At 66.4% G+C, this 14,005-nt stretch carries 13 protein-coding genes; 1 reads left to right on the top strand and 12 read right to left on the bottom strand.

From position 1 onward, the window contains the following. Positions 1-5 precede the first annotated feature (5 nt). From lipA to IEY14_RS02535, 9 genes are all read right to left on the bottom strand, one after another. Positions 6-977, bottom strand: coding sequence for a lipoyl synthase (lipA, locus tag IEY14_RS02495; RefSeq protein ID WP_188907360.1), 972 nt, complete (start codon positions 975-977; stop codon positions 6-8). A 112-nt stretch (positions 978-1,089) separates the two neighbouring features. Then, on the bottom strand, positions 1,090-1,350 hold the full coding sequence (locus IEY14_RS02500; RefSeq protein WP_188907361.1) for a GlsB/YeaQ/YmgE family stress response membrane protein: 261 nt from the start codon (positions 1,348-1,350) through the stop codon (positions 1,090-1,092). Between the two features lie 129 nt (positions 1,351-1,479). Beyond that, a complete protein-coding gene (gene lpdA / locus IEY14_RS02505; RefSeq protein ID WP_188906628.1) occupies positions 1,480-2,931 on the bottom strand; it encodes a dihydrolipoyl dehydrogenase in 1,452 nt (483 codons plus the stop codon). A gap of 45 nt (positions 2,932-2,976) precedes the next feature. Further along, positions 2,977-3,621 carry an SGNH/GDSL hydrolase family protein gene (locus IEY14_RS02510; RefSeq protein WP_188906629.1) on the bottom strand — a complete coding sequence of 215 codons (645 nt, stop codon included), beginning with the start codon at positions 3,619-3,621 and terminating at the stop codon, positions 2,977-2,979. Between the two features lie 12 nt (positions 3,622-3,633). Beyond that, positions 3,634-5,046, bottom strand: a complete 1,413-nt coding sequence (locus IEY14_RS02515; protein ID WP_188906630.1) for a pyruvate dehydrogenase complex dihydrolipoamide acetyltransferase — start codon at positions 5,044-5,046, stop codon at positions 3,634-3,636. Positions 5,047-5,062: 16 nt separating this feature from the next. Beyond that, the gene (locus tag IEY14_RS02520) at positions 5,063-5,683 is read right to left on the bottom strand and encodes a Uma2 family endonuclease (protein ID WP_188906631.1); all 621 of its coding nucleotides are present in this window, start codon (positions 5,681-5,683) and stop codon (positions 5,063-5,065) included. 51 nt (positions 5,684-5,734) lie between these two features. Next, the gene (locus tag IEY14_RS02525; RefSeq protein ID WP_188906632.1) at positions 5,735-7,171 is read right to left on the bottom strand and encodes a pyruvate dehydrogenase complex E1 component subunit beta; all 1,437 of its coding nucleotides are present in this window, start codon (positions 7,169-7,171) and stop codon (positions 5,735-5,737) included. A gap of 15 nt (positions 7,172-7,186) precedes the next feature. Then, positions 7,187-8,272 carry a pyruvate dehydrogenase (acetyl-transferring) E1 component subunit alpha gene (gene pdhA / locus IEY14_RS02530; protein ID WP_188906633.1) on the bottom strand — a complete coding sequence of 362 codons (1,086 nt, stop codon included), beginning with the start codon at positions 8,270-8,272 and terminating at the stop codon, positions 7,187-7,189. Between the two features lie 155 nt (positions 8,273-8,427). Further along, positions 8,428-8,748, bottom strand: coding sequence for an FtsB family cell division protein (locus IEY14_RS02535; protein WP_244639270.1), 321 nt, complete (start codon positions 8,746-8,748; stop codon positions 8,428-8,430). A 131-nt stretch (positions 8,749-8,879) separates the two neighbouring features. Here IEY14_RS02535 and IEY14_RS02540 point away from each other — a divergent pair, with 131 nt between their 5' ends. Then, positions 8,880-9,818 (top strand): formate/nitrite transporter family protein, encoded by a 939-nt coding sequence (locus IEY14_RS02540; RefSeq protein WP_188906634.1) that lies wholly within the window; start codon positions 8,880-8,882, stop codon positions 9,816-9,818. A gap of 39 nt (positions 9,819-9,857) precedes the next feature. Here IEY14_RS02540 and eno read toward each other — a convergent pair whose 3' ends face one another. The 3 genes from eno to pyrG all read right to left on the bottom strand — a co-directional run bounded on the left by eno (position 9,858) and on the right by pyrG (position 13,906). Continuing rightward, positions 9,858-11,135 (bottom strand): phosphopyruvate hydratase, encoded by a 1,278-nt coding sequence (gene eno / locus IEY14_RS02545; RefSeq protein ID WP_188906635.1) that lies wholly within the window; start codon positions 11,133-11,135, stop codon positions 9,858-9,860. Between the two features lie 255 nt (positions 11,136-11,390). Beyond that, complete coding sequence (locus tag IEY14_RS02550; RefSeq protein WP_188906636.1) at positions 11,391-12,275, bottom strand: VOC family protein; 885 nt, start codon at positions 12,273-12,275, stop codon at positions 11,391-11,393. Positions 12,276-12,277: 2 nt separating this feature from the next. Beyond that, positions 12,278-13,906, bottom strand: coding sequence for a CTP synthase (pyrG, locus tag IEY14_RS02555; protein WP_188906637.1), 1,629 nt, complete (start codon positions 13,904-13,906; stop codon positions 12,278-12,280). Between the last annotated feature and the right edge of the window lie 99 nt (positions 13,907-14,005).

Raw genomic sequence — 14,005 nt, forward strand, 5'->3', positions numbered from 1 at the left:
CTCCCTCAGGCCGCCGCCTGGCGTGCCAGCCGCGCGGCCTGGAGCCGGGCAAAGTCCTCGCCCGCATGATGCGAAGAGCGCGTCAGCGGGCTGGACGAGACGAGAAGGAAGCCGCGGGCATAGGCGACCGTCTCGTAGGACTTGAACTCGTCCGGCGTGACATAGCTCATCACGGCGTGGTGCTTCTTCGTCGGCTGCAGATATTGGCCGATGGTCAGGAAATCGACATCGGCGGTGCGCAGGTCGTCCATCAGCTGCAGGACCTCGTTCCGCGTCTCGCCGAGACCGACCATGATGCCGGACTTGGTGAACATCGTCGGGTCGAGTTCCTTCACCCGCTGCAGCAGGCGGATGGAATGGAAATAGCGCGCGCCGGGCCGCACCGTCAGATAGTTCGAGGGCACGGTTTCGAGATTGTGGTTGAAGACGTCAGGCTTTGCGGCGACCACCACCTCCAGCGCGCCCGGCTTCTTCAGGAAGTCCGGCGTCAGGATCTCGATGGTCGTGCCGGGCGCCGCGGCGCGGATCGCGCGAATCGTCTCGGCGAAATGTTCCGCGCCGCCATCGGCGAGATCGTCGCGATCGACCGAGGTGACGACGACATGGCTGAGCCCCATCGCCGCGACGGCGCGGGCGACGCTCTGCGGCTCGTCCCGGTCCAGGGCGTGCGGCTTGCCCGTCGCGACGTTGCAGAAGGCGCAGGCGCGCGTGCAGATGCCGCCCATGATCATGAAGGTCGCGTGCTTCTTCTCCCAGCACCCGCCGATATTGGGACAGCCCGCCTCCTCGCAGACCGTGACGAGCTTGTTCGAGCGGACGATCTCGCGCGTCTCGTCATAGCCCTTCGACACGGGCGCGCGGACCCGGATCCAGTCCGGCTTTGGCAGGCTCTCGTTGTCCGGCCGGTGGGCCTTTTCGGGGTGGCGCGGCCGGGGCGTGGCGGCGGCGGGAGCGCGGGTGTCGAGAATGGTGACCATGGCGAGGAATTTAAGCCCGCTGAGCTTGCCGTGCAAATGAAACAAGACGCCGCCCCCGGCGGACCGGGAGCGGCGTATCAGAATTCGGCCTCGGCGATCGAAGCGGTCGACGTCAGACCCTGCGGCCTCGGAACATCCGGGCCACCGCGATCAGCAGGCAGGCGCCGATGAAGCCGATGATCAGATAGGCGATGACGCCGACGAAGCCGACATTGAAGGCCGCCAGAATCGCATTGAGGACCACGGCACCGACAATGCCGAGGATGATGTTCATGAGGACGCCCATGTCGCTCTTCATGAACTGCTCGGCGAGCCAGCCGGCGATGCCGCCGATAATGATCGCACCGAGCCAACCAACGCCGTTCGTGCTCATTCCGTTACTCCATGCAGTGGTTTTCGTTACTGATGGAGATTGGGCGGCGGCCCGGCGCGGCAAGATGACGCCGCATCAAAATATCGAGGCGCGGCCGGGATTTCGCCCGGTTCCGCGCCCCGATCGGCCTCACATGTGGATGACGCGTCCGTAGGCGTCCAGCACGCTCTCATGCATCGTCTCCGACAGGGTCGGATGCGGGAAGACCGTGTGCATCAGGTCCTCCTCGGTGGTCTCCAGGCCCATCGCCACGACGAAGCCCTGGATCAGTTCCGTCACTTCCGCGCCGACCATGTGCGCGCCGAGCAGCTCGCCGGTCTTGGCGTCGAAGATGGTCTTCACCATGCCTTCCGGCTCGCCGAGAGCGATCGCCTTGCCGTTGCCGATGAAACGGAACCGGCCGATCTTCAACTCGCGACCGCTCTCCTTGGCCTTCGCCTCGGTCAGTCCGACGCTCGCCACCTGCGGCTGGCAATAGGTGCAGCCCGGGATGTGCTCCTTCTTCATCGGATGAGGATGCAGGCCCTTGATCGCCTCGACGCAGATGACGCCCTCATGCTCCGCCTTATGGGCAAGCATCGGCGGCCCGGCGACATCGCCGATGGCATAGATGCCGGCGACATTGGTGCGGCCGAGCCCGTCGGTCTTCACGATGCCGCGCTCGATGGCGACGCCGACGCCCTCGAGATTGAGCCCTTCCGAATTGCCCTGGACGCCGACGGCCGAGATCAGCCGCTCGGCCTTCAGCGTCTCGATCTTGCCCTTCGCCTCGATATCGACGCTGACGCCATCGGCACCCTTGGCGACCTTCGTCACCTTGGCGTCGGTCATGAAGCGGATGCCGAGCTTTTCCAGCTGCTTGCGGGCGACGCCGGCGATCTCCGCATCCTCCACCGGCAGGATCTGCGGCAGGAGTTCCACCACGGTCACCTCGGCGCCCATGGTGCGGTAGAAGGAGGCGAATTCGATGCCGATGGCACCCGACCCCATCACGACCAGCGACTTCGGCATGGCCTTCGGCTTCATCGCCTCGAAATAGGTCCAGATGCGGTCGCCGTCCGGCTCGATGCCGGGCAGGACGCGCGGCCGCGCGCCGGTGGCGACGATCACGTGCTTGGCCTTATAGGTCCCCTCGCCCAGCACCGTCTTCGGCACGGGATTCTGCGGCTCGACCGCCGGCTTCTTCATCTTGCCGACCGAGATCTCGACCGGGCCGCCCTGCGGCGCCTTCTCGATGCGGGCCTCGCCCCAGATCACGTCGACCTTGTTCTTCTTCAGAAGCATGCCGACGCCGCCATTGAGCTGCGCCGAGACCCCGCGCGAGCGCTTCACGACATCGGCGATGTCGAAGCCGGGCTTCTCGATCTTCAGGCCGTAATTCGCACCGTGCTCGGCATAGTGGAAGATCTCGGCCGAGCGCAGCAGCGCCTTGGTCGGGATGCAGCCCCAGTTGAGGCAGATGCCGCCGAGATGTTCGCGCTCGACGACGGCGGTCTTGAAACCGAGCTGCGCGGCGCGGATGGCGGCGACATAGCCGCCGGGGCCACCGCCGATGACGATGATGTCGTAAGTGTCAGCCATGGCTTGCAGGGTTCTCCAGAACGGGGCCGGCGAATGTCTGTCGGATCAGGAACGGGCGAGGATCGCGCGGACCGGCTCGACCAGGGCCTCGCCCAGCCGCTTCGTGTTCTCCGCGTCGAGATGGAAGCCGTCGCGCGGCGTCGTCTCGCAGACCTCGCCGGCATCGAAGAGGTCGCAGCCATATTCCTCCGCGACGAAGGCATAGCAGTAGGACAGTTTCTGCGATTCTTCGATCGCATGGCCGAGGAGCATCTGCGCTTCCGGGTCCTCCGTCGCGACGAAGCAGGGCGGCGAGACGATCAGGATCTTCGGCACCGCGTAGCCGCGCTGATAGGGGAAGGTCTGGACGATCTCCACCAGACGCTCGATGCCGATGCCCGCCTCGAAGGCACGGCCGCCGCCGGTATGGCGCTTCAGATCGTTCGTGCCGAGCAGGAAGATCACGAGATCGATCGGCTGATGCGTGCCGAGAATGGTCGGCAGAACGCGCGCACCGTTGCGATCCGCAACGGTGCTGGGATCATCGAAGATGGTCGTGCGGCCGTTGAGGCCCTCGGCGATCACCTCGATCTCCGGCCCGAGGCCCGCGGCGAGGACCGAGGGCCAGCGGGTTTCGTGGGAATGGCGGCCGGCGGTCTCCGCGTCGTAGCCCCAGGTCAACGAGTCGCCGTAGCAGAGAACCGTCGTCATGGCCGCGCTCCCTTAGACGAGCATGCTCATCGGATTTTCGATGAAGCCCTTGAAGGCCTGGAGCAGTTCGGCACCGAGCGCGCCGTCCACCGCCCGGTGATCCGTCGAGAGCGTCACCGACATCACCGTCGCGACCGTGACGGCGCCGTTCTTCACCACCGCCCGCTGCTCGCCCGCGCCGACCGCCAGAATCGTCGCATGCGGCGGATTGATGATGGCGGCGAAGTCGCGCACGCCGAACATGCCGAGATTGGAGACCGCCGTCGTGCCGCCCTGATATTCCTCCGGCTTCAGCTTGCGCGACCGGGCGCGGCTCGCGAGATCCTTCATCTCGTTGGAGATGGCGGAGAGCGTCTTCGCCTCGGCCTTGCGGATGATCGGGGTGATGAGACCGCCCTCGATCGACACCGCGACGCCGACATCCACCGCCTTGTGCTTCAGCATCGCGCCGTCGGTCCAGGAGACGTTGGCGTCCGGCACGGCCTTGAGGGCGAGGGCCATGGCCTTGATCACCATGTCGTTGACCGAGAGCTTGTAGGCCGGCTTCTCGCCGGCCGAGGTCTTGACCGTCGGCGAGGCGGAATTCAGCTGCGTGCGCAGGGCCAGAAGCGCGTCGAGCTCGCAATCGACCGTCAGATAGAAATGCGGAACCGTCGTCTTCGCCTCGACGAGGCGGCGGGCGATGGTCTTGCGCATGCCGTCATGCGGCACCTTCTCGTAGGAGCCTTCGGCGAAGAGCTTCGTCACCTGATCGTCGCTCGGCGCCTTCGGCGCTGCGGCGGCGGCCGGCGCTTCGGCAACCGGCGCGGCCGACTTCGGCGCCTCGGCGGCGGACGCGGCCTTGGCCGCCCCTCCCTTCGCGGCGCCTTCCAGATCCGCCTTCACGATACGGCCATGCGGACCGGAGCCCGTGACGGCGCCAAGATCGATGCCCTGCTCCTTGGCGAGGCGACGGGCGAGCGGCGAGGCGAAGACGCGCTCGCCGTTCGACGCCGAGGCTCCTTTCGGCGCCGCAGCGGCGCCGGCGCTCATCGCGTCGCTCTTCGCGTAGCCGCGCAGTTCCGGGTCCTTCGCCTCGGCTTCCGTGCCGATCACGGCATTGTCGGCCTTCGGATCGCCAACCGGCTTGGCATCGGCGGCCGGCGCAGCGCTGTTGCCGGCACCCGCTGCGCCCGCATCCTCGCCGTCGGCGGCGAGGATCGCGATGACGGCATTGACCTTCACGCCTTCCGTACCGGCAGGCACGACGATCTTCGCCACCGTGCCCTCGTCCACGGCCTCGACTTCCATCGTCGCCTTGTCGGTCTCGATCTCGGCGATGACGTCGCCGGAGGAGACCTTGTCTCCTTCCTTCACCAGCCACTTGGCGAGATTGCCCTCCTCCATGGTCGGGGAAAGCGCCGGCATCGTCACGTTGATCGGCATGGAGCGTCTCCGCGAATCAGGTCTCGGTTGCAGATGTCGCCGGAGCGGTTCCGGCGGCGGGCTCGGCGGTCTGGCTGAACGGCCAGAGCTCGGCGAGCGGAAAGGAAATCGCGTCGAACGGCGGCGCGGCAACCGCGTCGAGACCGGTATAGGTCCCGGTCAGCAGCCAGCCGCCGTCGCGACGCTCGAAGGTTTCGAGAAGCTCGGCCCGAGGGTCGAGCAGCCAGAGATAAGGAAGGCCGGCGCCGGCATAGATCTCGCGCTTCACGCCGCGATCGTAGGCCTCGGTGGAGGGCGAGACGACCTCGCAGATCCAGTCCGGAACGGTGGCGAAATAGGCCGTCTCCGGCAGGACCGGCATGCGCTCGCGCCGCCAGCCGGCGAGATCCGGCACCACGACATCCGTGCCGAGATGCAGTTCCGGCTCGTCGAGGATCAGCCAGCCGCCCGGTCCGCCCCGCCCGCGATCGAAGGGCGCGCCGATCGTCATGCCCAGCGCCGAGGAGGCACGAACATGCTTCGGCGCTGGGCGTGGATGAGTGACGAGCGAGCCGTGCAGGATCTCCGCCACGAGATGCGGCGGCACCCGTTCGAGATCGGCATAGGTGGCCGGGCGCGCGCGGGAAAGAGCCGACATCAGCGGCGACTCCTTCCGTCCTGTCTCGCGCTCCGGCCGCCCATGATCCGATCAGGTCCGGTAGCAGACCGCCTTCACCGCCTCGATCACGTCCTTGACCGACGGCAGAGCGAGCTTTTCCAGGTTGGCCGCGTAAGGCATCGGCACGTCCTTGCCCGTCACCTTCAGCACCGGCGCGTCGAGATGGTCGAAGGCGCGCTCCATCAGTTCGGAGGCGATGTGCGAGCCGATCGAGCTCTGCGGCCAGCCTTCCTCGACCGTGACGCAGCGATTGGTCTTCTTCACCGAGCGCACGACGGTGGCGATGTCGAGCGGGCGGATCGTGCGCAGATCGACGATCTCGGCCTCGATGCCCTCCTTCGCCAGTTCCTCCGCCGCCTTCACGGCATAGGTCATGCCGATGCCGAAGGAGACGATGGTGACGTCCTTGCCCTTGCGATGGATGCGGGCCTTGCCGATCGGCACGGTCCAGTCGTCCAGCTTCGGCACATCGAAGGAATGGCCGTAGAGGATCTCGTTCTCGAGAACGATGACCGGATTGGGATCACGGATGGCCGACTTCATCAGCCCCTTCGCGTCCGCTGCCGTATAGGGCATCACCACCTTGAGGCCCGGAATATGGCCGTACCAGGCGGCGTAGTCCTGGCTGTGCTGCGCGGCGACGCGGGCCGCCGCGCCGTTCGGGCCGCGGAACACGATGGGGCAGCCCATCTGGCCGCCGGCCATGTAGAGGGTCTTGGCCGCCGAATTGATGATCTGGTCGATCGCCTGCATGGCGAAGTTGAAGGTCATGAACTCGACGATCGGACGCAGGCCCCCGAAGGCCGCGCCGACGCCGAGGCCGGCGAAGCCATGTTCGGTGATCGGCGTGTCGACGACGCGGCGCGCGCCGAATTCGTCGAGCAGGCCCTGGCTGATCTTGTAGGCGCCCTGATATTCGGCGACTTCCTCGCCCATCAGGAACACGGCCTCGTCGCGCCGCATCTCCTCGGCCATCGCGTCGCGCAGGGCTTCGCGAACCGTCGTGGAAACCATCTCGGTGCCGGCCGGCACTTCCTCGGCGAGATCGCCATCGGCGTCCTCGGGCTCGGGATGCTTCATGCCCTCGGCCGGAACGGTCTTCGGGCCGGCCACCTTCTCGGACGTCGCCTTCTCGCCGGCCGAATCCTCGGTCGCCGCCTTGGCCGGCTTCTCCTCGGCGGGCTTGGCGCCCGCGGCCGCGCCGTTCAGCGCGGACTTGTCCTCGCCATCGGCGAGAAGCAGCGCGATCGGGGCGTTCACCTTCACGCCCTCGGTGCCGGCCTGGACGAGGATCTTGCCGAGGACGCCTTCGTCCACGGCCTCGACCTCCATCGTCGCCTTATCGGTCTCGATCTCGGCGATCACGTCGCCGGGGGCGACGGTGTCGCCCTCGTTCTTCACCCATTTCGAAAGGGTGCCCTCTTCCATCGTCGGCGAGAGGGCGGGCATCAAGATCTCGGTCGGCATGGTGCCCTCCAGTCCTTACTCGGCCGCCTGCGGAACTTCGCCCGCATAGATATCCGTCCAGAGTTCCGAAGCGTCCGGCTCGCGGTCGTTCTGGGCGAAGTCGGCGGAATCGGCGACGGTGTCGCGCACGTCCTTGTCGATCGACTTCAGATCGTCCTCGGACATCCCGTAGGTGTCGATGAGCCGCTGGCGGACCTTCTCGATCGGATCGTTCTCCGAGCGCATCCGCTGCACCTCGTCGCGCGTGCGGTACTTGGCGGGGTCCGACATCGAATGGCCGCGATAGCGATAGGTCAGCATCTCGAGGATGATCGGGCCGTTGCCCTCGCGGCAATGGGAGAGCGCCAGCTCGCCCGCCGCGCGCACGGCGCGGACATCCATGCCGTCGACCTGAATGCCGGGAATCTTGAAGGAGAGGCCGCGATGGGCGAAGTTCGTCTCCGCCGAAGCGCGGTTGACGGCCGTGCCCATGGCGTAGCGGTTGTTCTCGATCACATAGACCGCCGGCAGCTTCCAGAGCGAGGCCATGTTGAAGGCCTCGTAGACCTGGCCCTGGTTCGCCGCGCCGTCGCCGAAATAGGTGATCGAGGCGCTGCTATTGCCCTTGTAGCGGTTGGCGAAGGCGAGACCCGTGCCGATCGGCACCTGGGCGCCGACGATGCCATGGCCACCGTAGAAATGCTTCTCCTTGGAGAACATATGCATGGAGCCACCCTTGCCCTTGGAGTAGCCTCCACGGCGGCCGGTGAGCTCCGCCATCACGCCGCGTGCTTCCATGCCGGTGGCGAGCATATGGCCGTGGTCGCGATAGCCGGTGATGACCTGGTCGCCTTCCTGCATCGCCATCTGCATGCCGACGACGACGGCTTCCTGGCCGATATAGAGATGGCAGAAGCCGCCGATGAAGCCCATGCCGTAGAGCTGGCCGGCCTTCTCCTCGAAGCGGCGGATGAGAAGCATGTCGCGATAGGCGCGCAGCTCCTCGTCCTTCGAGAACTCGGCGGGCGCGGGCGCCTCAAACTGTTCCAGCGTCCTGACGATCGCCTCGGCGCCCGGCGCCGCCTCCGCCTCGCCCGCCTTCTTCTGCTTGACCGCCGGCATCGTGCGTCTCCGTTTCGCGGGCATCCCGGTGAAGGGATGCGACTGGCGCGCGAATATACCGATGGCGGGGGGCGCCGCAAGCCGGACGCCGCAGATAAACCTCTATCTGGTTGAATTGCTGCGATGCGGTAGAATTAACTCACGTTCGGTTCAATTTACCGCATGATCATGACTTCGTCCGGCGTCGAATAGTTCAACGCCTGACGCGCCCGTTCGTCGATCATGTCGCGATCGAGCGTGCCGTCGTGAAGAAGCTCCACACGCTTCTCCAAACGCTCGCGCTGGTCGCGCAACTTGTCGTAGCGCTCGGCGGCGGCGGCTAGGCTCTGCATCAACTCGCGCTTCGATTCCAGGCCGTAATGGCCGCTCTGGGCGTGGAAGGCGAAATAGGCCAGGAAGCTGCAGCTGACGACCGGGACAATCAGCCGCGCCAGCTTCGACTTCCGATATTGCTTCGTCAGGATCGATCTCGCCATGCCGCGATCCTATCCCGCGGCCATTAATGGGCGGTTAAGCATGTCGTCCTTCGCCACCCCGACGATCCGCTCCAGATCATTGCTCCGAGGGACGCGCGCATCGGGCGTGGGCGTCCGGCGGAAGCGGGTGGATGGACGAAGAGCGTCGAACGATCGAAGGCGAAGGCGCGAAGCCGGCCGGACGGAGCGAAACGGCTCGGGATCCCTCGAATCATGTCACGCGCCGGCGCCTGAACGACGAGGGCTCGTCCCTGTCGGAAACGGAACTGGAGGAGGTCAGGGAAAGCCGCAAGCTGCGGCCTCTCGCCGTCTACGAGACCGTGCGGCAGGAAGGTGAGGACGAACTGGCCCGGCCCGGTGCCAGTCTCTGGTGGTCGGGGCTTGCGGCTGGGCTTTCCATCGGCTTCTCGCTCTTCACGGAAGCTGCTCTACGCGCCCATCTGCCCGACGCGCCCTGGCGACCCCTGGTCGAGAACTGGGGCTATGCCGTCGGCTTTCTGATCGTGATTCTCGGCCGCCAGCAGCTCTTCACCGAGATCACGCTCACCGCGACGCTGCCGATCCTCGCCCGGCCGACCGCGAAGGGCGTCCTGGCGCTGCTGCGCCTCTGGGCCATCGTGCTTCTCGCCAACATGGTCGGGACGGCCATCTATGGCGGCGCCATGGCGCTGGAGGTGATGGGGGAGCCGGAGATCACCAGGGCGGCGCTGTCGATCGCCGAGGAGGCGGTGGCGTCGGGCGCCTCCGAAACGCTGCTTCACGGCATCGCCGCCGGCTGGATCATGGCGACCCTCGTCTGGCTGATGCCGTCGAGCGAGGCCTTCGGCTTCTTCGTGATCGCGCTCCTCACCTATCTGATCGCGCTCTTCGATCTCGCCCATATCGTGGCAGGGTCCGTCGAGGTCTTTCTCCTCGTCTTCCATGGCGAGCGGAGCTTTGGCGAGCTTCTCTGGAATTTCCAGATCCCTGCCCTTGCCGGCAATATCATCGGCGGCGCGGCGCTCTTCGCGCTCTTGTCCTATGGTCAGGTGGTCAAGGAGATGGACGGAAACGACAACGGGCGCGCCTGAGGCGCGCCCGCTTCGAAATCTGCTTTGCGGCGATGCGGATCAGCGACGCCGCAGGATCGAGCGGCCGGCATAGACCGCCTGCTCGCCGAGTTCCTGCTCGATGCGCAGCAGCTGGTTGTACTTGGCGAGCCGGTCGGAGCGCGACAGCGAGCCGGTCTTGATCTGCCCGCAATTGGTGGCGACGGCCAGGTCGGCGATGGTCGCGTCCTCGGTCTCGCCGGAGCGGTGCGACATGACCGCCGTATAGCCGGCACGGGTCGCGACATCGACCGCTTCCAGCGTCTCGGTGAGCGAGCCGATCTGGTTGACCTTCACGAGAATCGAATTGGCGACGCCGAGATCGATGCCTTGGCGCAGGCGCTTGGCGTTGGTGACGAAGAGATCGTCGCCGACGAGCTGCACCTTGTTGCCGACCTTCTCGGTGAGCGCCTTCCAGCCTTCCCAGTCGTCCTCGGCCATGCCGTCCTCGATCGAGATGATCGGATAGGCGGACGAGAGCTCAGCCAGGTAGTCGGCCATCTCGACGGAGGACAGCTTGCGGTTCTCGCCTTCGAGATCATAGACGCCGTTCTTGAAGAATTCGGTCGAGGCGCAGTCGAGCGCCAGAAACACGTCCTCGCCCGGCTTGTAGCCGGCGGTCTCGATCGACTTCAGCACGAAGTCGAGCGCGTCGCGAGCCGAGGCGAGGTTCGGAGCGAAACCGCCCTCGTCACCGACATTGGTGTTGTGTCCGGCGCGCTTCAGATCCTTCTTCAGCGCCTGGAAGATCTCGGCGCCGGCCCGCAGAGCCTCCGAGAAGCTGTCCATGCCGACCGGCATGATCATGAATTCCTGGAAGTCGATCGGATTGTCGGCATGCGCGCCGCCATTGATGATGTTCATCATCGGCACCGGCAGGACATGGGCATTGGCGCCGCCGACATAGCGGTAGAGCGGCAGGCCGCAGGATTCGGCGGAAGCCTTGGCGACGGCGAGCGAGGCACCGAGAATGGCGTTGGCGCCGAGCCGGCTCTTGTTTTCGGTCCCGTCCAGCTCGCGCAGCGTCTTGTCGATGGCGATCTGGTTCTCCGATTCGAGGCCGATCAGCGCTTCCATGATGTCGCCGTTCACGGCGTCCACGGCCTGACGCACGCCCTTGCCGCCGTAGCGCTCGTCGCCGTCGCGCAGTTCCACCGCCTCGTGGGCGCCGGTCGAGGCGCCCGAGGGCACGGCGGCCCGGCCCATGGCGCCGTCGTCGAGAATGACGTCGACCTCGACCGTCGGGTTGCCCCGGCTGTCCAGAATCTCGCGCCCGATGATGTCGATGATCGCGGCCATGTGTTCCTCCTTGCTCGAAGCGCCCGCATGGCGCGCCCGGCGAAACCGTTTGCGGAACCTGCGACGGCCGGGCCGCGTCGGATGTCTCGCGCTTCCGGATCGGCGCCCGTCGCCCCCGATGTCGAGGCAGCGACGCGGTTCGGCGGCGAACCGGAAGCGGAAAGGACCCGCCGGGCCAACCCGCAGACTTTCTCCAGCGGTCTCATAGAACAGGCCCGTGACGGTTTGAACAGGCGCGCGGCGAAAAACCGACGATCAGCGGCGCCGGGTCTCGAAGGCGAGAAAGATGCCGCTCTCGTCCCCGATCGGCACGACGAGGCGGCCCAGGATTTCGGTCGGCCGCCGGCCGGTTTCGGGGGCGAGCGCGCCGACGGTTTCCAACGCCTCCGTTTCCAGCAGCAGGCCGACGAGCCGCAGACCGCTCTCGGCCCGGACGCTCGTGCCGTAGCGCGCCGCGAGACCGTCCGGTGTCAGAACCTCGATCCGCGCATTGCCGATCGCCGCCGAAAAACCGAGGGAATTGATCACTTCGCTCTCGCAGCGCAGCACCGCTTCGAGGAACCCTCGAAAGCGGTCCGGCTCGTCGGCGGCGAAGACGAGATGGGCAATGCCCGTCACGCGGTTCGGATGGCGCGTCAGCGCCGAGCGGTCGAGCGCGAAATCGAACAGCCTCTGGCAGGCGAAGACGAAGGTTTCCGGCGCCGCGCGCTCGGCGGCGAAGGCGAGCCGGAACGAGAGATCGATCACCCGGCCGTCCGGCCCGGTGAAAGGCCGGCCGAATTCCAGGATCTCGCCGCCGTCGAAACCTGCGAAGGAAAAGGTGTCGCGATCCGCCAGCGCATCGGCGCTGCGAATGGCGACGCCGGTGAAGGCGGGAAGCGGATGGCGCAGGCGATAGGCGATGTCGCGGCGCAGAAAGGCGTTGCCCTCGGCGGCACGGGTTTCGGCGAGATCCCGGTCGAGCAGCGCCAGCGGCTCCAGATAGCTGCCATCCGCGAAGAAGACGCAGGCATTGCCGCTGCCGAAGGGATGGGAGGCTTCCGGCGCCACCGTGAAGCCGAGGCCTGTCAGAAGCTCGCGAGCGCTGCCGAGATCGGCGACGGGCATGACCACATGGTCGAGATCGCGCCCGCCGCGCATCGTCAGACGAGCCGCGAGCGTTCGACCGAGGCCGCGATGAAGGAGCGGAAGAGCGGATGCGGCTCGAAGGGCCGCGACTTCAGTTCGGGATGGTATTGCACGCCGATGAACCAGGGATGGTCGGGCAGTTCGACGGTCTCCGGCAGCAGCCCGTCCGGCGACATGCCGGCGAAGCGCAGTCCGGCCGCCTCCAACTGTTCCTTGTAGGCGCGGTTCACCTCGTAGCGGTGGCGGTGCCGCTCGACGATCTCCGTGTTCCCGTAGATCTCGGCGATGCGCGATCCCGGCGCCAGCGCGGCGCGATAGGAACCGAGCCGCATCGTGCCGCCGAGATCGCCCTCGGCGCGGCGCTGCTCAAGCTCGTTGCCGCGCATCCATTCCGTCATCAGGCCGACCAGCGGCTCCTCGGCGGGACCGAACTCCGTGGACGAGGCCTTCTCGATGCCGGCGAGCGAACGCGCCGCCTCGATCACCGCCATCTGCATGCCGAAGCAGATGCCGAAATAGGGCACCTGATGCTCGCGCGCGAATTTGGCGGCGAGGATCTTGCCTTCCGAGCCGCGCTCGCCGAAGCCGCCCGGCACGAGAATGCCGTTGACGCGCTCCAGATAGGGCGCCGGATCCTCCTGCTCGAAGACCTCGGAGGAGATCCAGTCCAGCTTGACGCTGACCCGATTCGCGAGGCCGCCATGATGCAGCGCCTCGATCAGCGACTTATAGGCGTCCTTCAGCCCGGTATATTTGCCGACGACGGCGATCGTGACCTCGCCTTCCGGGTTGCGGATGCCGTTGACGATCTGCTGCCAGCGCTCGAGCTTCGGCTTCGGCGCCGGATCGATGCCGAAGGCGGCCAGCACCTCGGTGTCCAGCCCTTCCGCGTGATAGGCGATCGGCACGTCGTAAATCGTCGCGACGTCGAGCGCCTGGATCACCGCCGTTTCCCGCACATTGCAGAAGAGGCTCATCTTCCGCCGCTCCTCCACCGGGATCGGCCGATCGGCGCGCACCAGGAGGATGTCCGGCTGGATGCCGATCGAGCGCAGCTCCTTCACCGAATGCTGGGTCGGCTTGGTCTTCAGCTCGCCCGCCGTCGGGATATAGGGCATCAGCGTCAGGTGGATGTAGACGGCGCCGTTGCGCGGCAGGTCGTTGCCGAGCTGGCGAATCGCCTCCATGAAGGGCATCGCCTCGATGTCGCCGACCGTGCCGCCGATCTCGCAAAGGACGAAATCGTAATCCTCGTTGCCGTCGAGGACGAAAGTCTTGATGGCGTCGGTCACGTGCGGAATCACCTGGACCGTCGCGCCGAGAAAGTCGCCGCGTCGCTCCTTGGCGATCAGATCCATATAGATCCGGCCGGTGGTGACGTTGTCGAGCCGGTTGGCCGAACGGCCGGTGAACCGCTCGTAATGGCCGAGATCGAGATCCGTCTCGGCGCCGTCCTCGGTGACGAAGACCTCGCCGTGCTGGGTCGGGCTCATCGTCCCGGGATCGACATTGAGATAGGGATCGAGCTTGCGAAGGCGCACGCGATAGCCGCGCGCCTGCAGCAGCGCGCCGAGCGCGGCCGATGCGATGCCCTTCCCAAGAGATGAAACCACGCCGCCGGTGATGAAGATGTAACGCGCCATGGACTTTCCCGATACTGCGATGCGCTGGATTCCGCCAGCCCGAAATGCGGCCGGAACGAAAAAGGGCGCCCGGCGGCGCCCTCTTCTCATGAGTTTCGG

The sequence above is a fragment of the Aureimonas endophytica genome (assembly GCF_014642635.1).
Classification (GTDB): Bacteria; Pseudomonadota; Alphaproteobacteria; order Rhizobiales; family Rhizobiaceae; genus Plantimonas; species Plantimonas endophytica.